19 protein-coding genes and 3 pseudogenes are annotated in these 21,116 nt (G+C 41.9%); 10 read left to right on the forward strand and 12 right to left on the reverse strand.

Going from position 1 to position 21,116, the window contains the following annotated elements; all coding sequences use genetic code 11:
- Positions 1-223: 223 nt before the first annotated feature.
- Positions 224-289 (reverse strand): annotated as a pseudogene (locus tag I6F53_RS20865) (transposase); the annotation flags it as partial.
- A 52-nt stretch (positions 290-341) separates the two neighbouring features.
- On the opposite strand from I6F53_RS20865, the pseudogene I6F53_RS20870 reads away from it, so the two are divergent.
- Positions 342-566, forward strand: a pseudogene (locus I6F53_RS20870) (IS110 family transposase); the annotation flags it as partial.
- A gap of 32 nt (positions 567-598) precedes the next feature.
- On the opposite strand, the gene I6F53_RS16190 reads toward I6F53_RS20870, so the two are convergent.
- From I6F53_RS16190 to I6F53_RS16235, 11 genes and pseudogenes are all read right to left on the reverse strand, one after another.
- A complete protein-coding gene (locus I6F53_RS16190) occupies positions 599-1,471 on the reverse strand; it encodes a TIR domain-containing protein (protein WP_197240295.1) in 873 nt (290 codons plus the stop codon).
- Positions 1,472-1,706: 235 nt separating this feature from the next.
- Positions 1,707-1,862 (reverse strand): annotated as a pseudogene (locus I6F53_RS20875) (transposase); the annotation flags it as partial.
- 41 nt (positions 1,863-1,903) lie between these two features.
- Positions 1,904-2,398 (reverse strand): hypothetical protein, encoded by a 495-nt coding sequence (locus I6F53_RS16195; RefSeq protein WP_197103582.1) that lies wholly within the window; start codon positions 2,396-2,398, stop codon positions 1,904-1,906.
- A gap of 5 nt (positions 2,399-2,403) precedes the next feature.
- Positions 2,404-2,565 carry a hypothetical protein gene (locus tag I6F53_RS16200; RefSeq protein ID WP_197240297.1) on the reverse strand — a complete coding sequence of 54 codons (162 nt, stop codon included), beginning with the start codon at positions 2,563-2,565 and terminating at the stop codon, positions 2,404-2,406.
- Between the two features lie 155 nt (positions 2,566-2,720).
- Positions 2,721-3,491, reverse strand: a complete 771-nt coding sequence (locus tag I6F53_RS16205; protein ID WP_165740046.1) for an SDR family oxidoreductase — start codon at positions 3,489-3,491, stop codon at positions 2,721-2,723.
- 9 nt (positions 3,492-3,500) lie between these two features.
- On the reverse strand, positions 3,501-4,400 hold the full coding sequence (gene mmsB / locus I6F53_RS16210) for a 3-hydroxyisobutyrate dehydrogenase (protein WP_197119140.1): 900 nt from the start codon (positions 4,398-4,400) through the stop codon (positions 3,501-3,503).
- Positions 4,401-4,424: 24 nt separating this feature from the next.
- Positions 4,425-5,567, reverse strand: a complete 1,143-nt coding sequence (locus tag I6F53_RS16215; protein ID WP_197240298.1) for an enoyl-CoA hydratase/isomerase family protein — start codon at positions 5,565-5,567, stop codon at positions 4,425-4,427.
- On the reverse strand, positions 5,567-6,358 hold the full coding sequence (locus I6F53_RS16220) for an enoyl-CoA hydratase (RefSeq protein WP_024590175.1): 792 nt from the start codon (positions 6,356-6,358) through the stop codon (positions 5,567-5,569). The genes I6F53_RS16215 and I6F53_RS16220 overlap by 1 nt, the downstream gene beginning before the upstream one ends.
- A gap of 10 nt (positions 6,359-6,368) precedes the next feature.
- Entirely contained in the window at positions 6,369-7,526 is a 1,158-nt protein-coding gene (locus tag I6F53_RS16225; protein WP_197240304.1) for an acyl-CoA dehydrogenase family protein, read from the reverse strand.
- A 167-nt stretch (positions 7,527-7,693) separates the two neighbouring features.
- A complete protein-coding gene (locus I6F53_RS16230) occupies positions 7,694-9,184 on the reverse strand; it encodes a CoA-acylating methylmalonate-semialdehyde dehydrogenase (protein ID WP_197119142.1) in 1,491 nt (496 codons plus the stop codon).
- A gap of 125 nt (positions 9,185-9,309) precedes the next feature.
- Positions 9,310-10,491, reverse strand: a complete 1,182-nt coding sequence (locus I6F53_RS16235; protein WP_197240305.1) for a thiolase family protein — start codon at positions 10,489-10,491, stop codon at positions 9,310-9,312.
- A 330-nt stretch (positions 10,492-10,821) separates the two neighbouring features.
- On the opposite strand from I6F53_RS16235, the gene I6F53_RS16240 reads away from it, so the two are divergent.
- From I6F53_RS16240 to I6F53_RS16280, 9 genes are all read left to right on the forward strand, one after another.
- Positions 10,822-11,256, forward strand: coding sequence for a MerR family transcriptional regulator (locus I6F53_RS16240; RefSeq protein WP_197175206.1), 435 nt, complete (start codon positions 10,822-10,824; stop codon positions 11,254-11,256).
- 46 nt (positions 11,257-11,302) lie between these two features.
- The gene (locus I6F53_RS16245) at positions 11,303-12,478 is read left to right on the forward strand and encodes an isovaleryl-CoA dehydrogenase (protein ID WP_165727515.1); all 1,176 of its coding nucleotides are present in this window, start codon (positions 11,303-11,305) and stop codon (positions 12,476-12,478) included.
- 10 nt (positions 12,479-12,488) lie between these two features.
- Positions 12,489-14,096 carry a carboxyl transferase domain-containing protein gene (locus I6F53_RS16250; protein ID WP_197240306.1) on the forward strand — a complete coding sequence of 536 codons (1,608 nt, stop codon included), beginning with the start codon at positions 12,489-12,491 and terminating at the stop codon, positions 14,094-14,096.
- A 12-nt stretch (positions 14,097-14,108) separates the two neighbouring features.
- The gene (locus I6F53_RS16255; RefSeq protein ID WP_165721566.1) at positions 14,109-14,879 is read left to right on the forward strand and encodes an enoyl-CoA hydratase/isomerase family protein; all 771 of its coding nucleotides are present in this window, start codon (positions 14,109-14,111) and stop codon (positions 14,877-14,879) included.
- 8 nt (positions 14,880-14,887) lie between these two features.
- Positions 14,888-16,921 (forward strand): acetyl/propionyl/methylcrotonyl-CoA carboxylase subunit alpha, encoded by a 2,034-nt coding sequence (locus I6F53_RS16260; protein WP_197240307.1) that lies wholly within the window; start codon positions 14,888-14,890, stop codon positions 16,919-16,921.
- Positions 16,921-17,817 (forward strand): hydroxymethylglutaryl-CoA lyase, encoded by an 897-nt coding sequence (locus tag I6F53_RS16265; protein WP_197240308.1) that lies wholly within the window; start codon positions 16,921-16,923, stop codon positions 17,815-17,817. Before I6F53_RS16260 ends, I6F53_RS16265 begins: the two co-directional genes overlap by 1 nt.
- A 74-nt stretch (positions 17,818-17,891) precedes the next feature.
- Positions 17,892-18,590 carry a CoA transferase subunit A gene (locus tag I6F53_RS16270; RefSeq protein ID WP_197240310.1) on the forward strand — a complete coding sequence of 233 codons (699 nt, stop codon included), beginning with the start codon at positions 17,892-17,894 and terminating at the stop codon, positions 18,588-18,590.
- A gap of 14 nt (positions 18,591-18,604) precedes the next feature.
- Entirely contained in the window at positions 18,605-19,261 is a 657-nt protein-coding gene (locus tag I6F53_RS16275) for a CoA transferase subunit B (RefSeq protein WP_007580251.1), read from the forward strand.
- A 334-nt stretch (positions 19,262-19,595) separates the two neighbouring features.
- The gene (locus tag I6F53_RS16280) at positions 19,596-20,477 is read left to right on the forward strand and encodes a LysR family transcriptional regulator (RefSeq protein ID WP_166419004.1); all 882 of its coding nucleotides are present in this window, start codon (positions 19,596-19,598) and stop codon (positions 20,475-20,477) included.
- Positions 20,478-21,116: the final 639 nt, after the last annotated feature.

Consider the following 21,116-nt stretch of genomic DNA (forward strand, 5'->3'; position numbering starts at 1 on the left):
TTTTTGACGATTACTATATAAAGTTAGAACATGCCTTTTTCAACCTTGATAACAAAATTTTAAGTCGCGCACGGCGTAATGGTAGTATTTTGTATCAACCAAACTTACTTGACGCTTTCTTGCAATCGCCATAAGACACCCTGCTCGTTTTTTGCACTAAACAAAGGCTAGCCTCTAACTTCGAAAAGTGCAAAATTTAGTGTGGGTGTCTTGTTTAATTTGTTGGGCTGTCTATTTTTGCTTTCATTTTGTCTACATAGCTCAGCTTTTTGCGTGATTCATTATTTATAATAATGCACTCTTCATACTGTTTTTGTTGGCTTTTTTCCTAATGATTAGGATGGGCAGGCTTTTCTATTCGTTATTCGTTTTGGGCTAAAGCGTATTATGAGCAACAAAAAGCCAAGGGTAAGCCGCATAACAGCATTATTAGATCACTGGCATTTAAATGGATAAGGATTGTATTTAGGTGCTGGAAAACGAATACACCCTACGATGAATCGACGTATTTAGCGGCCTTAAAACGCAGAGGCACACCACTTTTAAAATTTGCAGTTAATAGCTAAATTTTACTAGTCGTCCACCTCAGGGCGTGTTGTTATATAATTCCATCTTTTCTAAAGCCATCCATATAATAAATTGTGTTATGACTTCGCTTTTTTGAACCGTGAACCTTTACGCCTTTCTCAATAATTAAAGAAATACTATTTGCTCCCGTTAGCGGGGGAACAACGATATCTTTATCGATAAAGTAAACATTACGTCTATCGATTTTTATATCTTTCAAATAGCTTTCTTTAGCACCAGTTTCCCAGGCAACTATTTCCGATTCTGTTGCTGGCTTAGCAATAGAATACAGATAGCTATTTATCGACTCCATTAGCAACCCAGCTTCTTCCTTGGCGTATTCTGCATCATGGCGCAAGCTCCATAATTGAGACTGAGTATCACTAAGCTGTCGTTGGAGGATGTCATGAACAGAATCTGTTTTTTGCTCTTCTAATTCAATTTTAGGAACATTTACCTTTTTAATGGCGTGCTTGATCTTGGCGCAACTAGTGGCTACAGCGTCAACCATATCATCTAGTTGATCATCGTATGTGGTAGTTGTTACACCAGCTAAATCTGTAGGTAGCCTAAAATTATTCTCAGAAGACTTAGGTATCATTACGAAACACTTTTCTATACCTAAAGCCCCAATAAACAGACCTAACTCAAAAAGAACATTATCCCTAACAACGCTATAGGTATCGCCACGAATAGTAGTTTTATCATCTTTATGGAACACAAAAATTCCAAAATCAGTTTCTTTAGCTCGCTTTATTAATGAAGTAATGGTGACTGATGATAAGTCAAATGCGTTATCCCATTGCTTTACTCTAGCCTCATACTCAAGTTTAATATTTACAGCCTCAGCAACTGACAATCCTTCGACTGAAGACGCTATAAATACATTTGGTAGGTCACTCATTATAAATTCCTTAACTCTAAACATTTAACTTTATATAACGAGCCTGTAGATTAACTCGTTTTTTATTTGTTTTTATTGATAAACAAACCATAGCTGAGTTCCTATTTTGGTTCAATCGATTACTGTATTTTATGCAGAATATAAAGTGGGAATTTGGTGTTGTTTTAATTGGCGTTTTGGACGGGATTACGGGTGTTTGAGTGGCTTTTATTTAGGTTAAAAGGGCTTCCCCTTCTTAATGCATCGTGTTTTTCAGCTTTTCTATATTATGAACAAGACAATACAGTTGCCATTGCGCATTCACTTTCTCCTAACTCCGCAAGTTCAATTTGTTTAGCTCTTTATCCACAGTTATACTACCGAACGACATTCCAATACAATCAAGTCGTTTATAGGTGTTAACTAAATACACTTTAGTATTTAACTTATGTACTATTTTTCAAGAATTTTATTTTTTATTTCGTCGCTAATTGGAGCTGCTTTTATTAGCTGCTCTAATTTTTTTGAGTCTTGCATTTCACTATATAACCAATACGCAGTTGAAAAGGTTGCTGTAAGTACTGAGGCCAAGAGTGCAGCGGTGAGACTTTCCAAAACGGATGCTCTAAAAGGCTTTTTAATCTGCTTTAAAACTGCATCATCTTTTAAAGCTTCTTTATAAGACGTCAAATCTTCAGAAAGTGTAAGGTTTATGAAGTTATTGACAACTAATTCGGCTTCATTCCTAAAACGTTTAATTGATTCCGAGCGCGCCGATGGGACATGGAAGAATTTTTGGATTTCATCTTTTGTTGGGTAGTCAGTATTTTGGGTTTTAAAATGCTTAACCCAAGCTACTTTTTCTTGCTTGTAAAGTGAATATGCAACTTTACCCACAAAGTCATTTTCATCTTCGATCATGTCATCAAAAATATTGTGCTTCCACATATTAACTATCCAATTGTATTAGATTTTTTATATGCTTTATTTATTTCTGAAGCAGAGTAAGTACGAGAAGCTATCTTAGACTTAATACTTTTTGGTAAGTCATATGAGGAAACCTCTTTCTTATTTATCATAGCTAATGCTGCTTTTTTGATTGTATCTAAAGTCATAAAACCTCCAACTAATAAGATATAAAGTATACTGAGCCTATACCTATTAATCAATATGATTGTGAAAGTATGAAACACACCTGAACAAGGTACCCAAAAAAAAGCACAGTCCACAACAACCATGCTTTTTAAATTCAACCGTAAAACTACTTACTTTACAAACGAATACCACCGTCTATTTCTACCACGCGACCGGTAAAAAAGTCGTTTTCGATTATGTATTGTGCGGTATGGGCAATTTCGTCGCTTTCACCTAAGCGCCCTACGGGTGTTACTGCAAGCATACGTTGTTTGGCTTCGGGCTTCATGGCGTCGGTCATGGCGGTGCTTATTACACCTGGTGCAATAGCGCCTACACGTATACCAAAGCGGCCAAGTTCTTTAGCCCATGTGGTGGTAAGTGCCACTACGCCTGCTTTTGATGCCGCGTAGTTTGTTTGGCCTATGTTACCTGCGCGCGCTACGCTCGACATATTGACTATAACGCCGCCTTTGCCTGATTCAATCATGTGGCTTGCAGCTTCGCGCCCTGCTAAAAACACACCTGTCAGGTTTACATCAATCACAGATTGAAATTGCTCAAGAGACATTTTTTTAACGACTTTGCCGTCTTTAGCTTTTATAAACATGCCGTCGCGTAAAATACCGGCGTTGTTTATAAGCACACCAATGTGACCAAAATCACTGTTAATGGTATTAAATACGTTTTCTACTTCGCTTTCAGCGGTTACGTTTGCGGCATACCCTTTAATGTTGCCTGTGACACCTTCAAGCTGTGTGAGTTGCTCGCATGCGTTGTTTAATAAGTCTTGTGCCATATCTATTAAAGCAATGTTTGCGCCCATAAGTGCAAACTTTTGCGCCATTGCAAAGCCTAAACCTTGTGCGCCACCGGTTATTACTACCGTGTTATTTTTAATTTCCACGCGTTGCTCCTACTTAGAAAACAGTTTAAAAATGGCACTAAAATCATCACTACCTGCACCTTGGTGCTGTAGCATAGTGTATAAATTTTTAGCCATTGAACCCATAGGGGTTGATGAATTACTTTGCTGCGCGGCTTCCATAGCAAGGCCTAAATCTTTAGCCATTAAATCAACCATAAAGCCTGGTTTGTAATCGTTACTTGCAGGTGCGGTATCCATTACACCTGGGCAAGGATTGTAAAGTTCGAGCGTCCAGTTACGGCCAGAACTTGCGGTCATTATGTCGCTAAGTACTTTAGGATCTAGGCCGTTATTAATACCCATTTGCAGTGCTTCGCTGGTGCCTGCCATTAAAATGCTAAGTAGCATGTTGTTACATATTTTGGCAACTTGCCCTGCGCCAATATCGCCTGCATGAAATATGTTTTTACCCATATCACTCAGCACTGTATTTGCTTTATCAAACGCTGCTTTTTCGCCGCCAACAATAAAAGTAAGTGTGCCAGCAGTTGCGCCTGCAACGCCGCCCGACACCGGTGCATCTACAAAGCTTATGCCTTGTTCACCAAGTGCGCTGCCTACAATACGTGCTGATTCTGCATCTATTGTTGAACAATCAATTACTAATGTATTTTTGCTCAGCACGTTAATTAGGCCGTTGTCGTCGTTATTACCTAAGTACAGCGACTTAACATGTTTGCCCGCAGGTAACATACTAATAAGTACGTCAGCATTAGTTGCGCACTGCTTTGCATCAACTGCTGCTTTTGCGCCTTTGCTTGCAAGCTCATTTACGACCGATTGGTTTAAATCGAACACGCTAACAGTATGCCCAGCTTTAATTAAGTTAGCCGCCATTGGGCCGCCCATATTACCTAAACCAATAAAACCTATGTTTAATTTACTCATAGTTGTTCCTTTTAAATACCAATTTTACTTAACAGCAAGCTCATTGAGCGGGTGATTTTCGCCAAAGCGGTTAGCAAAAAAGCTATCTATTATTGTTTGTGGTACATCACTAAGTGTTTTGTATTGCCAATTTGGCGCACCGTCTTTATCTATTAGTAGTGCCCTTACACCTTCTTGAAACTCACCTACTTCGCCAGCGCGAACCGACATACCCAGTTCCATTTTAAAACACGCTAATAAGCTTTTGCCTTGGCTTGTTTTTAATTGCTCACTTACAAGTGCACAACTTAGTGGGCATCCGTGTTTTAGTGATTTTTGAGCGCGTTGTAGCCATTTATCGTCAGTAGTTAGCCCTAAAATGTAATCAACCTGCTCTTGTAAGGTTGTAAACTCACCCAGTTTTTGAATCGTTTTTAGATTAGCTTTTACGTTGCCTTTGGGCATACGCGCCGACTGGTTGTCTAAATCGGTGAGCAAATCGGTTAACCTGTCATGATTTAGACTTGCAGTTTTTCCCCACTTGGCAGTTAAAATTTGCGCAAGCATGGCATCAAATTTATTACTATCGATAAAGTGATCGGCAAGTGATACAAAACGTGCGTCTTCGCAGTTTATAGAGGCCGACGTTAAGCCTAAAAATAGTCCGACGCTTTGTGGCATTTTATGTAAAAAGTAACTGCCGCCTACATCTGGGTATAAACCAATGGATTGCTCTGGCATGGCAATGCGTGATGTTTCAGTTACGACGCGGTGGCTAGCACCGGCCATTAACCCTAAACCGCCGCCCATTACTATGCCGTTACCCCAAACAAGAATTGGTTTATCAAAGGTATGAATAAGGTAATCAAGCTTGTACTCAAGAGTAAAAAACTCTTCAACTAGGCTTGTTGGTTTACCTTGCGCCATTGCATGATGAAGGCTGACAACATCGCCACCAGCACAAAATGCTTTATCGCCAGCGCCTTTTAACAATACCACTGCAATAGCATCATCGTCTTGCCAAGCTCGCAATTGCGGCTCAAGTAATTTGATCATCTCAAAATTAAGCGCATTTAACGCTTTTGGCGCATTGAGTGTAATAAGCCCTATTAAACTGCCGTTTTCTGTGGTGGCAATTTCGAATATCACGGGCTCATCGGCGCTATTTAATACTGTTAAAGCACTCATTAGCCGTTTACCCAGTTAGCGCGGCGTTTTTCTAAAAAGGCATTTACGCCTTCTTGTTGATCTTCGGTATCAAATAAACCAACAAATAATTCACGTTCAAGAGGCAATACACTTGCCATTGGTTGATGGCGCCCTTTTTGAATCAATGTTTTACACGCAGCTACTGAAGTAGGGCTTTGATCGGCCACTTGGTTGGCAAGTTTTAATGCCGCTGCAAAGCTTTCGCCTTGTGGTACTACTTCTTCTACTAAGCCAATTTGCAGGGCTTTATCGGCTTTTAAGCGCTCGCCGCATAAAATCATGCGTTTTGCCCAGCCTTCACCTACAAGCCATGCTAAATTTTGTGTACCACCCGCACACGGTAATAACCCAACTTTAGCTTCAGGTAGCGCCATTTGTGCTTGCTCTTCCGCAATACGTATATCGCACGCAAGGGCAACCTCTAAGCCACCGCCCATTGCATAGCCGTTTATAGCTGCAACCGACACGCCTCTAAAATTAGTAAGCGCTTCAAATGCTTCACCAAATACACGCGACATATCGGCGGCTACGCCTTTATCGCCACCAGCAAATACGTTTAGGTCGGCACCGGCGCTAAAAAACTTCTCGCCTTCGCCAGTCAGTACTAAGGCATAAATATTTTTATTGTTGTTTAGCTCGTTAACGGTATTTTTTAAATCAACTAAAGTGTCTTTTGTCCACGTGTTTGCTGGCGGGTTAGACATTGTTAAAATTGCAACATGACCTTCGGTTGTAAGTTCAATACTCGGATTAGATTTAGATTCTGACATACATTGCTCCTTATAAAACGTCGCTTGCTGACTCAGCTAAAATACGGCGCGCAATAATTACACGCATGATTTCGTTAGTGCCTTCTAAAATTTGATGAACGCGTACATCGCGTACATGGCGCTCAAGTGGGTATTCTTTTATGTAACCGTAACCGCCATGAATTTGCAGCGCGTCGTTACACACGGTAAAACCAACATCAGTAGCAAAGCGTTTAGCCATGGCGCAGTAAGTGGTTTTTTCAACGTCGTTATTATCAAGTTTAAATGCAGCAAGCCTGACCATTTGGCGCGCAGCTACAAGCTCGGTGTTCATATCGGCAATTTTAAATTGTAGTGCTTGAAACGCAGCGAGTGGTTTACCAAATTGAGTGCGCTCTTTTAAATATTCACGGGCGGTATTAAGCGCCGCTTGCGCTGTACCAATTGAACATGTGGCAATGTTAATTCGACCGCCATCAAGGCCTTGCATTGCAAATTTAAAGCCTTCGCCCTCAGCCCCTAATAAGTTATGCGCAGGAATGCGTACATCTTCAAAGCTAATTAAGCGTGTTGGTTGTGCGTTCCAACCCATTTTTTCTTCTGCTTTGCCGTACTCAACGCCTTTTGCGTCGGCAGGGACTACAAATGCAGAAATACCCGCTGCGCCTTCGCCGCCTGTACGTGCCATTACCACTAGTACTTCGGTTTCGCCAGCGCCCGATATAAACATTTTTGAGCCGTTAATAACGTACTCATCGCCCTCAAGCACAGCTTTTGTTTTAAGTGATGCGGCGTCTGAGCCCGAGCCTGGCTCTGTTAAACAATAAGAGGCAAGTAGCTCGCCCATTACTAATTGCTCTACGTATTTGTCTTTAATTGCATCGGTACCAAAACTTGCTACCATCCACGTGGCCATATTATGAATGGTCAACATGGCCGTGGTTGCTGTACAGCCCATAGCAAGCTGTTCAAAAATAATGCTCGAATCTAAACGTGATAAACCAAGGCCGCCCGCTTCCTCTGGCGTGTATAAACCACAAAAACCAAGCTCGCCTGCTGCTTTAATCGTGTCTTTAGGGAAAATATGTTCGCGGTCCCATTTTGCAGCATAAGGTGCGAGTTCTGACTCGGCAAATTGTCGTGCTGTTTGCGCAAAGGCTTGTTGATCTTCAGATAAGTTAAAGTCCATGTTAGACCTCTTTAATTGTGTAAGTTATGTTAGTTGTGTTGTTAGCGTTTCCCGTTACGGGGATATCGTGACGAGCGGCGAAGGCTTATGTGTGTTGTATGTGAAGTAGCCTTCGCGCTCATCTTTATTATTAATTATTCTTTTATTTACTCATTTTTTAATTACGATTATTTTAAGTTAATGCTCATGTTTGGACCCGACGCAATGTCATCTTCAAACCAACGTGAAGTAATCGTTTTAGTTTCTGTGTAAAAACGAATACCTTGCTTACCGTACGTGTGCGTATCGCCGTAAAACGAGCCTTTCCAACCAGTGAACGAAAAGAACGGAAGCGGCACCGGAATTGGCACATTAATACCTACTTGCCCTACTTCAATTTCGTGTTGGAATTTACGAGCCACTGCGCCGCTTGAAGTAAATAACGAGGTGCCGTTACCGTAAGGGCTGTCGTTAATAAGTGCGATTGCTTCATCAAGCGTGTCTACAAACATACACGCCAGTACTGGGCCAAATATTTCTTCTTTGTATAAATCCATCTCTTTTGTAACGTCAGTAAATAACGTTGGTCCAACCCAGTTACCTTGCTCAAAACCTTCAACTGTAAAGTCTGAGCCATCAATTAAACAGGTAGCGCCTTGCTCTTTACCACCAGCAATAAGCGATAAAATACGTGCTTTTGCTGCTTTTGATGTTTGTGGACCATATGCCGCATTTGCATCATCCCACACGCCTGGGCGTACATTTTCAAAGCCTGCTTTAATTTCGTCTACCCATTCGCTCGCTTGGCCTACAAATACAGCAACCGAAATACCCATACAACGCTGACCAGCTGCACCAACCGATGCGCCTACTAGGTTGTTCACAACGTGCGATTTACTTGCATCAGGCATAATAACCATGTGGTTTTTAGCGCCAACACACGCTTGCACGCGTTTAAGGTTTTGTGTGCCTTTAGAATAAATATAAGCACCTACGCCACACGAGCCAACAAACGAAATAGCACGTACTGCTTTGTCTTCTAATAAGCGGTCTACTTGTGGTTTTGTACCGTGTACAACTTGTAATACGCCTTTTGGTGCACCGGCTTCAATAAATAGCTCGGCTAAGCGCATTGGCGTAAGAGGATCTTGCTCAGACGGTTTTAAAATAAAGGTGTTACCACACACAATAGCCAGCGGGAACATCCAAAGTGGGATCATCGCAGGGAAGTTAAACGGAGTAACGCCCGCACATACGCCAAGTGGCTGCATGTAAGAATACGTATCGATTTTACGCGCTACGTTTTCCATTGTTTCACCCATCATTAATGATGGAGCATTAGCGGCTTGTTCTACTACTTCAATACCACGCCAAACATCGCCTTTTGCATCTTCAAATGTTTTACCCAATTCGTGGCAAATAATAGTAGCAAGCTCATCGTGATGTTCTTTTAATAACGCTGCGTACTTCATCATAATGCGAGCACGTTCGGTAATGGGTACGTCTTTCCATGTTTTAAACGTCTCAGAAGCTGAGGCAATTGCCGCGTCCATTTCTGACTCGGTGGTACATGGCACTTGTGCAAGTACTTCTTGAGTTGCTGGGTTTATAACATCGATAAGCTCTTTTGATGCTGATTGAATAAATTCGCCATTAATAAGTAGTGGTACTTGGTGCATGATTAAATCCTAGTGTGTGAGTTGTGTGTTCTCTTTTAAAATTGGTAGCGCCGCTTTGTTAGTATTATTAGTGCAGCGCTTTTATAGTTATTCGTACAGTTTTCTTATAACTATTAAATACCTAGTTAATATGCTTCTACGGCCATCGCAACCGCTTCACCGCCACCAATACATAAAGACGCGATACCTTTTTTAAGGCCTCGGTTTTTAAGAGCATGAATAAGCGTGACTAAAATACGCGCGCCGCTTGCACCAATTGGGTGGCCAAGTGCACATGCACCGCCATTTACGTTTACTTTGCTTTCATCAAGTTTTAACTCGTTAATAGCCAGCATAGTTACCATGGCAAATGCTTCGTTAATTTCCCAAAGGTCAACGTCGTTTACAGCCCAACCTGCTTTTTCAAGTACGCTGCTTATTGCGCCTACTGGCGCTACTGTAAATTCACTTGGTTTTTGAGAATGCGTACTGTGGGCTACAATTTTACAAAGCGGTGTTAAGCCCTGCTCTTTTGCTTTTGATTCGCTCATTAATATGAGCGCTGCGCCACCGTCTGAAATTGACGATGAATTAGCGGCAGTAATAGTGCCGTCTTTTTTAAAGGCTGCACGTAAGCTTGGAATTTTTTCAGGACGGGCGTTACCTGGTTGCTCATCAATCGAAACTGTTACATCGCCTTTGCGTGTTTGCATAGTGTGCGGCGCAACTTCGTTATCAAAGCTACCATTTTGTATAGCGGCTTTTGCTTTACTTAATGAGCCCAGTGCAAACGTATCCATTTGCTCGCGGCCAATGCCGTATTCGTCGGCGGTGTCTTGTGCAAAACAGCCCATTGCTTTGTTGTCGTAAGCGTCTTCAAGGCCATCGCTCATCATGTGATCTTTTATTTCGCCGTGGCCCATACGCATTCCGCCACGCGCTTTTGGAATAAAGTACGGTGCGTTAGTCATGCTTTCCATGCCACCGGCAATAGCAGATTGAATAGAGCCTGCTTTAATTAAATCGTTTGCAAGCATGGCCGCTTTTAAACCAGAGCCACATACTTTGTTGATTGTTGTAGCGCCAGTGCTAAGTGCAAGGCCAGCTTTTAACATGGCTTGGCGTGCGGGTGCCTGCCCAAGGCCTGCAGGTAATACACACCCCATAATTACTTCGTCTATTGCATCATTAGCTAAACCAGTTTGTGCAAGTGCACTGGCAATGGCGGTTGCGCCAAGCTCGGTAGACTGCGCATCACTTAACGCCCCCATAAAACCACCCATTGGGGTGCGTTTTGCTGCTACAATTACCACTGATTCTAAAGTCATAACTAACTCCGTTGTAATTTAATGCAAATAATTGTTAGTATATTTGCTCTATTAATTTAGTATTCATTTATTATTTAATACCTACACACAATACTAACGTTTACGCCAACGTCAACTAAAAACAGCTTAATTTTTAGTTTTAAAAGTGTAAGCATTATTTTCCAGCTGTTAGGCTGCATCAAACAAATAAAATTAACTTATTGAATTACAAGTATATAACTTAACATTTCACACCGACACTCCTTTATAAATAGTTTCAAATCACGCCAAGCTTTACCTTTACGTAAACTTCACTTATATTGGGGTTATTCGAATGAGGTAAATACAACTATGAAACCAGATAATCAAACAAACTTTGCAAGCTCTGCCAAGGTGCCAGCAAGTAATGAACAAACATTTAGCATTAGCGAACTCGCTAAAGAGTTTGACATTACTACCCGCTCTATTCGCTTTTACGAAGACCAAGGGCTAATAACACCTGATCGTAATGGTCAAACCCGTATTTATTCAAAACGCGACAAAGTTCGCTTAAAACTAATATTACGTGGTAAACGATTGGGCTTTACGCTTGCCGAAACCGGCCGTTTGTTTGAACTGTACGACGCTGATAAGTCGAGCGCTAAGCAGCTGGTTACCATGCTTGATTTAATAGCTGATAAAAAGTCTGACCTATCTCAACAAATGGACGACATTAAAGTTGTTCTTATGGAGTTAGTGACGGCCGAACGCCGCTGCAGAGACACACTTAACAAAATAGACGAGTAGCCTATTTTAAGAATAACAACACACTGACGACACACAGGAATGAATCATGAGCACTATTTCACTATATAAAGAAATGAACTTTGGCCTAGGCGAAACCGCCGATATGATCCGCGACCACGTAAACAGTTTTGCGAGTCAGGAAATTGCCCCGCTTGCTGAAAAAACTGACTTAGATAACGCATTTCCAAATCAACTTTGGGCACAAATGGGCGAAATGGGCGTACTGGGTATGACCGTATCTGAAGAGTTAGGTGGCGCAGGGTTAGGTTACTTAGAACATGTTATTGCTATGGAAGAAATTAGCCGTGCCAGTGCCTCTATTGGCCTAAGCTATGGCGCGCATTCAAACCTGTGTGTTAATCAAATTAACCGTAATGGTACACAAGCTCAAAAAGAAAAATACTTACCTAAGCTTATTAGTGGTGAGCACATTGGTGCCCTTGCAATGAGTGAGCCTAATGCAGGCTCTGACGTTGTATCGATGAAACTTAAAGCTGAGAAAAAAGGCGATAAGTACATTTTAAACGGCAATAAAATGTGGATCACCAATGGCCCAGACGCGCACACGTTAGTTATTTACGCTAAAACAGATTTAGATGCCGGTGCTAAAGGCATTACCGCGTTTATTGTAGAGAGCGACTTCCCGGGTTTTTCTACGGCGCAAAAACTCGACAAACTAGGCATGCGTGGCTCAAACACCTGTGAGCTGGTATTTGAAAACTGTGAAGTGCCAGAGGAAAACATTTTAGGTAACTTAAACGAAGGCGTTAAAGTACTTATGAGTGGCCTTGATTACGAACGCGTAGTACTTGCAGCAGGCCCGCTTGGCATAATGCAAGCGTGTATGGATATAGTGGTACCGTACATTCATGAGCGTAAACAGTTTGACACCCCTATTGGGCAGTTTCAGTTAATTCAAGGCAAAGTAGCCGACATGTATACACAAATGAATGCTGCGCGCTCATATGTGTACACGGTAGCTCGCTCTTGTGACCGTGGTGAAACCACCCGTAAAGATGCCGCCGGTGCAATTTTATACGCCGCAGAGCTTGCAACCAAAATGGCGCTAGATGCGATTCAAATTTTAGGTGGCAATGGCTACATAAACGAATACGCCACAGGCCGCCTGCTGCGTGACGCCAAATTATACGAAATTGGTGCAGGTACATCAGAAATACGCCGCATGCTTATTGGCCGCGAACTTTTCACTGAAAGCCGTTAAGGATTAAACCATGACGATTTTAAAATCGAGCGTTAATCCTCACGATCCAACGTTTGTGCAAAACCATAAAAACATGTCGACGCTGGTGGATGATTTACGCAGTAAAGTAGCCACTATTAGCCAAGGCGGAGGCGCCGCATTAAAAGAGCGCCACGAAGGCCGTGGTAAGTTATTTGTACGCGACCGTATAAGTACGTTAATTGACGAAGGCTCACCGTTTTTAGAAATTTCGCAATTTGCGGCATTTGGTGTGTACGAACAAGCAATACCGTGCGCCGGTGTTGTAGCCGGTATTGGCCGTGTTAAAGGCATTGAATGCATGATTATTGCAAACGATGCCACGGTTAAAGGCGGTACGTACTTTCCGCTTACTGTTAAAAAGCATTTACGTGCACAAGATATCGCAGAGCGTTGCCACTTACCGTGTATTTACTTGGTTGATTCGGGCGGTGCTAACCTGCCAGAGCAAGACGATGTATTTCCGGATAAGCTGCATTTTGGTCGTATTTTTTACAATCAAGCCCGTATGTCGGGTAAAGGTATTCCACAAATTGCCGTGGTAATGGGTTTATGTACCGCAGGGGGTGCATATGTACCAGCAATGGCCGATGAAAGCATTATTGTAAAAGATCAAGGCACTATATTTTTAGCAGGCCCGCCGCTTGTAAAAGCAGCAACCGGCGAGGAAGTAACAGCCGAAGAACTTGGCGGCGCCGATGTGCACTGTAAAGTGTCGGGTGTTGCTGACCACTTTGCTGAGAATGATGCTCATGCACTTTCTATTGCGCGCCAGTGTATTGAGCGTATTAATTACACACGCCCTACAGCCCCTCTTCTAGAGGATGTAAAGCCACCTCGTTATGATATTAACGAGCTTTACGGCATTGTGGGCACCGACCTTAAAAAGCCATTTGATGTACGCGAAGTAATAGCGCGCACAGTGGACGACTCATCATTTGATGAATTTAAACGCTACTTTGGTGAGACGCTCGTCACCGGTTTTGCCAGCATTTATGGCAACCCTGTTGGCATAGTGGCTAATAACGGTATTTTATTTAGTGAGTCGGCGCAAAAAGGCGCGCACTTTATTCAGCTGTGTGCTCAGCGCAATATTCCTTTAGTGTTTTTACAAAATATTACCGGCTTTATGGTGGGTAAAAAATACGAAGCCGAAGGCATTGCAAAGCACGGCGCTAAAATGGTGATGGCGGTTTCGTGTGCTGATGTGCCTAAATTTACAGTACTTATTGGCGGCTCTTACGGCGCAGGTAACTACGGAATGTGTGGCCGTGCATTTGAACCTACCATGATGTGGATGTGGCCTAATGCACGTATTTCGGTAATGGGCGGCGAGCAAGCAGCGGGTGTAATGGCGCAAGTTAAACAAGATGGTTTAGCACGCAAAGGCCAAAGCATGAGCGAGCAAGAAATCACTGACTTTAAAAAGCCAATTATTGATCAATACGAAGAGCAAGGTCATCCGTATTACGCCAGCGCCCGCTTGTGGGATGACGGCATTATAGACCCTGCCGACACGCGAAGTGTATTAGGGCTTGCGTTAACGGCTGCGAACAACGCACCAAAACGTGATTCGAAATTTGGCGTATTTAGAATGTAACCGGAGCGCAAAATGTCAGTAACACTACAAATAACAAAATCTAATGTGGCTGTACTTGTGTTAAGTCGCCCAGAAAAAAGAAACGCATTTAACAGTGAAGTAATACACGAACTTATTCAGTGTATTGAACATGCAAATACGCTTGATATTCGCGCTTTGGTTTTGAAAACTGAAGGTAAGCATTTTTCAGCCGGTGCCGATTTAGCCTGGATGAAGTCGATGGCGGATAACAACTACGCCGATAATTTAGCTGACTCAATGCAATTAGCTAAATTAATGCAGGTATTAGCAAGCTCGCCCCATCCTACAATTTGCGCCGTACAAGGCGCTGCTTTTGGTGGTGCACTGGGCTTAATAGCCTGTTGCGACATAGCCCTTAGTAAAGACGACGCGCAATTTTGTTTAAGCGAAGTAAAGCTTGGCCTTATTCCGGCTGTTATTAGCCCGTATGTAATTAAAGCCATTGGTGAACGCGCTGCTCGCAGATATTTTTTAACGGCTGAGGTGTTTGATGCGCATACAGCTAAGCAACTGGGTTTAATTCATCAAGTAACCGGTAACTTAGACTGTGCACTCGATAACATGCTGCAAACACTGATTGATAACGGACCTGTTGCAGTAAAAGCCGCAAAAGCATTGATTAACGATGTAGCAAATAAGCCAATTACCGATGAACTCATTGAACTTACCGCTGAGCGTATTGCAAAAATTCGCGTATCTGAAGAAGGTCAAGAAGGGCTAACTGCCTTTTTTGATAAACGCCCACCCGCTTGGCAACTGTAGGATTAATTATGAACACACAACGATTACAAAAAATACTGATTGCCAATCGCGGAGAAATTGCGTGCCGCGTAATGCGCAGTGCAAAACAAATGGGCTTAACCACGGTCGCGGTTTACTCTGATGCAGACAAACATGCCCAGCACGTAAAAATGGCTGACGAGGCTTACCATATTGGCGCTGCGCCAAGTAAAGACTCGTATTTAGTGGCAGACAAAATTTTACAAGTAGCCAAAGACTGCAGCGCTGATTGTATTCACCCGGGGTATGGTTTTTTATCTGAAAACAGCGAATTTGCTAAAGCCTGCGAAGCGAACAACATTGCTTTTGTAGGGCCACCTGCAAGTAGCATTGAAGCAATGGGGTCTAAAACCCGCGCTAAAGAAATAATGGCCGCTGCTAATGTGCCTTTAGTACCTGGTTATTACGGTGATAAACAAGATCCTGCTTTTTTACAAAGTGAAGCTGAAAAAATTGGCTACCCTGTACTTATTAAAGCCGCCTTTGGTGGCGGTGGTAAAGGCATGCGCGTAGTTGAAAAAGCAAAAGACTTTATGAGCGCACTGCAAGGTGCGCAACGTGAAGCTATTGCCGGCTTTGGTAATGATTTAGTATTACTTGAGCGCTACGTTAACCAACCTCGCCATGTTGAAGTACAAATATTTGCAGATAACTACGGTAACTGTGTTTATCTAGGCGATCGTGATTGCTCTTTGCAACGTCGTCATCAAAAAGTAATTGAAGAAGCCCCTGCCCCGGGTTTATCTGACGAGCTACGCAAAGAAATGGGCGAAGCGGCTGTACGCTGTGCGCTTGCAATAAATTATCGAGGTGCAGGTACGGTTGAGTTTTTACTGTGTGGCGATGAATTTTTCTTTATGGAAATGAACACGCGCCTACAGGTAGAGCATCCCGTGACCGAAATGGTAACCGGTGTAGATTTAGTCAATTGGCAAATTAATATTGCGGGTGGGCAAACATTGCCTCTAACACAAAGTGATATTCAATTGCAGGGTCATAGCTTTGAAGCGCGCATATACGCAGAAGATCCAGCTAACGACTTTATCCCGTGCTCGGGCACTATTGAAGCACTGCATACACCGCTTAACAGTGAATTTGTACGCATTGATACAGGTATTGCACAAGGCGATGAAATCAGCCCATTTTACGACCCGATGATTGCAAAGCTGATTGTGCACGACGACAATCGCGAACAAGCACTGAGCCGTTTACAACACGCCCTTGAGCAATTTCATTTAGCGGGTTTTAGCACTAACATTGGTTTTTTACATAATTTAGCAAGCCACCCTACGTTTAAACAAGGTGCGCCAAGTACTCACTTTATTGCTGAGCAAGGTGATTCGTTAGTTGCTGTTGATAAATCGTTATTGCAAGCAAGCCAACTTATTGGTGCGTTTGCATATTTAGAATCGTTAAGTGACACCCAAAATTCGCAAAACAGTGCAAGCCCTTGGCAACAACTGAGTGGTTTTACACTTAATGCGCCGCAAGTAATTAAAGTCCCTTTTGCCGATTTACAGCTAAGCGCTATAAAAACCACAGCGGGCTATAGTATTACGCATAACGAGCACGTATTTAACTTACAAGGCACATTAAATAATGGTCTGTGTAGTGTATTTATTAACGGCGAAAAACACAGCGCACACGTAACTACGGTAGATAATAATACGGTAGGTAATAATACCGTTGGCAATAGTACTGTAGGTAATAGTTTGACGGTGATGAATAAAGCACTGCAAACTAAGCTTGAACTAGTTGATAAACATTATATTAGTTCGCACGAAAGCGAAGCACTGCCCCTTGCCGCCCCGCTCAATGGCACGGTAGTAAAACACTTAATTGACCTTGGCAGCACAATTACCAAAGGTGATGCAGTTGTTATTATTGAAGCTATGAAAATGGAATACACGCTTAACGCGCCTCACGACGGTATTTTAAAAAGCTACTGTTTTGGTGAAGGTGAATTAGTAACCCATGGTGCTCTGCTTGCTATAGTAGAAGATACGACTGAGGAAGGTGCATAATGACTACCTTTCCGAGTAAAGTCCGTATTGTTGAAGTTGGCGCGCGAGACGGCCTTCAAAACGAAAAAACAGTCAGTACAGCCGATAAAGTATCGCTTATTAACGCCCTAAGTGCTGCAGGTTTAAAAAACATTGAAGCCGGCGCGTTTGTATCCCCTAAGTGGGTGCCACAAATGGCAGACTCGGCTGACGTTATTTCATCGCTCGATTTACCTGATGTAAATTTAAGTGCCCTTACCCCTAATTTAAAAGGTGCACAAGCAGCGCACGACGTCGGCATTAAAGAGTTTGCTATATTTACCGCTGCGAGTGAGTCGTTTTGTCAAAAAAATATAAACTGCTCAATTGATGAAAGTATTGAGCGCTTTAGTGAAGTAATGGCGTTTGCTAAAGCGAATAATATCCGCGTACGTGGTTATGTAAGCTGTGTACTCGGTTGCCCATACGAGGGTGAAATTGACCCACAAGCAGTGCTGAGTGTGTCGCAAAAACTATTAGACTTAGGCTGTTACGAAGTAAGCCTTGGCGATACCATAGGTGTTGGCACTGCTAAAAAAGTAACGCAGCTAATAGAATTACTTTTAACACACATTGATAAAACCAAGTTGGCCGTGCATTTTCACGATACTTACGGCCAAGCGCTCACAAATATTTACGCAGCCTTAAACCTAGGTATAGCAACGGTTGACGCGGCAGTTGCAGGCCTTGGTGGTTGCCCTTATGCTAAGGGTGCGTCAGGAAATGTTGCCACCGAAGATGTAGTTTACTTACTGCAAGGGCTTGGCATTGAACATGGAATTGATTTACAAAGGTTAAGTGATGCTGGATGGGAGATAACCAAAGCACTTGGTAAGCAACCTGTGAGCAAAGTATCTGTGGCACTACACACTAAATAGCTATCTTATAAAATGATAACTCACTACTAATACAAGATAGTTAACAACAAATAGCACACAATGAGGAGAGACTCATGGCCGGTTTTGATAAAGTAGTTTCTAGTTACGAAGCTGCAATGGAAGGATTAAAAGACGGCGATACTATTATTGCCGGTGGTTTTGGTTTATGTGGTATTCCTGAGGGCTTAATTAAACAAATTAAGCACATGCAAACAAAAGACTTAACCGTGGTATCTAATAACTGTGGTGTTGATGACTTTGGTTTAGGTATTTTATTACAAGATAAACAAATTAAAAAAGTAGTTGCTTCATACGTTGGCGAAAACGCCCTATTCGAGCAGCAGTTATTAAGTGGCGAAATTGATGTAGAGCTTACACCTCAAGGTACACTTGCTGAAAAAATGCGTGCTGGTGGCGCGGGTATACCTGCGTTTTACACCGCTACCGGTTACGGTACTCCTGTGGCTGAAGGCAAAGACGTAAAAGAATTTAATGGTCGCCCGTATATTTTAGAAGAGTCTATAACAGGTGAATTTGCCATAGTAAAAGCATGGAAAGCCGATCGATACGGTAATTTAGTGTTTAGACACACCGCCATGAACTTTAATCCAATGGCAGCAACGGCTGGTAAAATTACCGTTGCCGAAGTAGAAGAAATTGTAGAGCCGGGCGAGCTTGAACCAAGCCAAATTCATACCCCGGGTATTTTTGTAAATCGCGTTATTAAAGGCAGCTTTGAAAAACGCATTGAACGTGTAACAACACGAGATTAAGCAGGAGCATAATTATGGCATTATCACGTGAACAAGTTGCAATGCGCGTTGCACAAGAACTTCAAGACGGTTACTACGTAAATTTGGGCATAGGAATTCCGACACTCGTCGCAAACTATGTACCGGATGATATTGAAGTTATGTTACAGTCCGAAAATGGCCTTTTAGGCATGGGCCCGTACCCTACTAAAGCAGAGCTAGATGCCGATATGATTAACGCGGGTAAAGAAACCGTGACAGCAGCTAAAGGTGCAGCCATATTTAATAGTGCAGATAGTTTTGCCATGATACGGGGTGGTCATGTAGACTTAACTGTTCTGGGTGCATTTGAAGTTGACCAGAACGGCAACATCGCATCGTGGATGATCCCTAAAAAGCTGATTAAAGGCATGGGTGGCGCGATGGATTTAGTCGCTGGCGCGAAAAACATTATTGTTACTATGACCCATGCAAGTAAGCATGGTGACTCTAAACTATTAGAAGCCTGCTCTTTACCGCTTACTGGCGTTAATTGCGTTAAAAAAATAGTGACAGATTTAGCCGTACTAGAAGTTAAAGACGGCGCATTTCATTTATTAGAACGCGCTCCGGGCGTAACTGTTGATGAAATCATTAGTAAAACAGCAGGTAAATTACTTGTTGACGGTGAAGTACCAGAAATGGTTTTTTAGGCTTTAGCTTAAAAATAACGCTTTACCCTGTACCGACCTCATTCCCAGTGCCAATGGCGCTGAGTTACCCAAAATCCCTCTCACGAGGGATTTTTTTTATCTTTTGCCATTATTTTTACCGTCATTCATACATCTGTAGTAAATTTTATCTATAATACAAATATAAATTAAATGTAAGCGCTTAGATTCTTTGCACTATTTTGTGGATAGTCTGCACCCTTTTTGTGAACTATCGTTAAATTTATTTTTAACCTACTGATATTTATGTATTAAATAGTTGGTTCAAATTTTGCCTAAGTAAGGCGTCTCAATAAATTAAATAATACTGGAAAACATGCAAACTCCTATTCGTGGCCTTCGCTCTTTTTGCTTTGCAGCAAGAAGCCTAAGTTTTAAGCATGCAGCTAATGAACTGTACTTAACACCTTCGGCAGTGAGCCACCAAATAAAACAACTTGAAGAACAACTTGGTATTGAACTTTTTCAACGTAAAACGCGTTCAATTAGTTTAACCACTGCGGGTAAAAACTTTTTTGATGCTGTGTCTCCTATTATCACTATGTTAGAAGGCACCATTAATGAGTTTAGTCAGATGCAGCAAAATACAAATTTGACGATTACGTTGCCTGAGTTTTTTGCCAGCGAACTACTCATGCCTAAATTAAGTGAGTGGACGTCAGAGCACCCTAATATAAACCTGCAAATGGATACGCTTAAAACACGTAAAGAAATAACCCGTCATAGCGATTTATCTATTGTATTATCATCGAGTAAACCCACTGAAGGTTCTGCAACAGAGCTATTTAATCTTGAATATATCCCTGCATGTAATAAAAAGCTGCTCGATCAGTGGAGGGACGATCACCGTCAAGCGCTTAACCAAGTTCCGCTAATACTACACAAAGCTCGCCCTTGGGCCTGGCATCAGTGGGCCGAAAAAGCAGGAATTGATGACTTCTCTCCTTCTCAAATTATTCAAATAGATAGTATGTTTGGTGTAGCACGTGCTGCGCAACAGGGTATGGGGATTGCACTTATTCCACTACCTATCAGTCAAAGCTGGTTAGATGAGCAGTGGCTCTATAAGTTATTTGAACAGCCTTTAACAACTAAAGATAAGTATTATTTAGTGCAGCACGAATCAAGCACACCTAATCACCCGCTTGATTTATTTGCGAAGTGGGTTGTAAGCACATTTAGAAAAATTCAAGAGTAACTCTCTATTAGGCGAACTTATTAATACAGCCATTGTGTGTTGTATTTATGGTTCGTCTAAATCCTAAACCTCACTTTATACCAACTCCAATAAATAGCTGATCTATTTTACTTGCTAAAACAACCCATTTCTTTGTTGTAAATTTCGCAAAGGGAACAACCATTTACATCAATTTACGCCTAGAACTGAATTATTTTTTCGGCGTAAAATTTAGATCACATACTTAATGGAATTGGTATTATTTTTCAGTAATTTCTTTAAAATACAATCTATTAAAACCACAGCCCAGACTAAAGTCTATAGTTAAATTTTTTTCACTCATTGGTTTTATTTTTATCGTTTGTCGAAAATAGAGTTAAATATTAAAGTTACTTCATCAGCTCGAAACAATTAAGTTTAATTGTTTATTAAGAGTAATAAATGCAACCTTTTGAGTTTTAGTGACTCAAACCTTGCAGTGAAAAGAATCTTTATATTGTGTGTGAAGATGTTGTCAGTGTGAAAAATGGTTCAAGTTAGGTGGTGACTTGGCTTGAACTGTTTTTATTCTTGGCTCAAACCACATGATATGCAATACAAATGCTTTGAGAGCGTAGCAAACAGAATCTTTATATTGTGTGTGAAGATGTTGTCAGTGTG

Origin of the sequence: Pseudoalteromonas sp. SWN29, assembly GCF_015864465.1 — a bacterium.
Classification (GTDB): domain Bacteria; phylum Pseudomonadota; class Gammaproteobacteria; order Enterobacterales; family Alteromonadaceae; genus Pseudoalteromonas.

What these genes read in the sequence shown, in the direction of transcription:
- I6F53_RS16190 (WP_197240295.1), bottom strand. Translation starts at nt 1,471, where the DNA reads ATGAGTGACCTACCAAATGTATTTATAGCGTCTTCAGTCGAAGGATTG.
- I6F53_RS16195 (WP_197103582.1), bottom strand. Translation starts at nt 2,398, where the DNA reads ATGTGGAAGCACAATATTTTTGATGACATGATCGAAGATGAAAATGAC.
- I6F53_RS16200 (WP_197240297.1), bottom strand. Translation starts at nt 2,565, where the DNA reads ATGACTTTAGATACAATCAAAAAAGCAGCATTAGCTATGATAAATAAG.
- mmsB (WP_197119140.1), bottom strand. Translation starts at nt 4,400, where the DNA reads ATGAGTAAATTAAACATAGGTTTTATTGGTTTAGGTAATATGGGCGGC.
- I6F53_RS16215 (WP_197240298.1), bottom strand. Translation starts at nt 5,567, where the DNA reads ATGAGTGCTTTAACAGTATTAAATAGCGCCGATGAGCCCGTGATATTC.
- I6F53_RS16220 (WP_024590175.1), bottom strand. Translation starts at nt 6,358, where the DNA reads ATGTCAGAATCTAAATCTAATCCGAGTATTGAACTTACAACCGAAGGT.
- I6F53_RS16225 (WP_197240304.1), bottom strand. Translation starts at nt 7,526, where the DNA reads ATGGACTTTAACTTATCTGAAGATCAACAAGCCTTTGCGCAAACAGCA.
- I6F53_RS16230 (WP_197119142.1), bottom strand. Translation starts at nt 9,184, where the DNA reads ATGCACCAAGTACCACTACTTATTAATGGCGAATTTATTCAATCAGCA.
- I6F53_RS16235 (WP_197240305.1), bottom strand. Translation starts at nt 10,491, where the DNA reads ATGACTTTAGAATCAGTGGTAATTGTAGCAGCAAAACGCACCCCAATG.
- I6F53_RS16240 (WP_197175206.1), top strand. Translation starts at nt 10,822, where the DNA reads ATGAAACCAGATAATCAAACAAACTTTGCAAGCTCTGCCAAGGTGCCA.
- I6F53_RS16245 (WP_165727515.1), top strand. Translation starts at nt 11,303, where the DNA reads ATGAGCACTATTTCACTATATAAAGAAATGAACTTTGGCCTAGGCGAA.
- I6F53_RS16250 (WP_197240306.1), top strand. Translation starts at nt 12,489, where the DNA reads ATGACGATTTTAAAATCGAGCGTTAATCCTCACGATCCAACGTTTGTG.
- I6F53_RS16255 (WP_165721566.1), top strand. Translation starts at nt 14,109, where the DNA reads ATGTCAGTAACACTACAAATAACAAAATCTAATGTGGCTGTACTTGTG.
- I6F53_RS16260 (WP_197240307.1), top strand. Translation starts at nt 14,888, where the DNA reads ATGAACACACAACGATTACAAAAAATACTGATTGCCAATCGCGGAGAA.
- I6F53_RS16265 (WP_197240308.1), top strand. Translation starts at nt 16,921, where the DNA reads ATGACTACCTTTCCGAGTAAAGTCCGTATTGTTGAAGTTGGCGCGCGA.
- I6F53_RS16270 (WP_197240310.1), top strand. Translation starts at nt 17,892, where the DNA reads ATGGCCGGTTTTGATAAAGTAGTTTCTAGTTACGAAGCTGCAATGGAA.
- I6F53_RS16275 (WP_007580251.1), top strand. Translation starts at nt 18,605, where the DNA reads ATGGCATTATCACGTGAACAAGTTGCAATGCGCGTTGCACAAGAACTT.
- I6F53_RS16280 (WP_166419004.1), top strand. Translation starts at nt 19,596, where the DNA reads ATGCAAACTCCTATTCGTGGCCTTCGCTCTTTTTGCTTTGCAGCAAGA.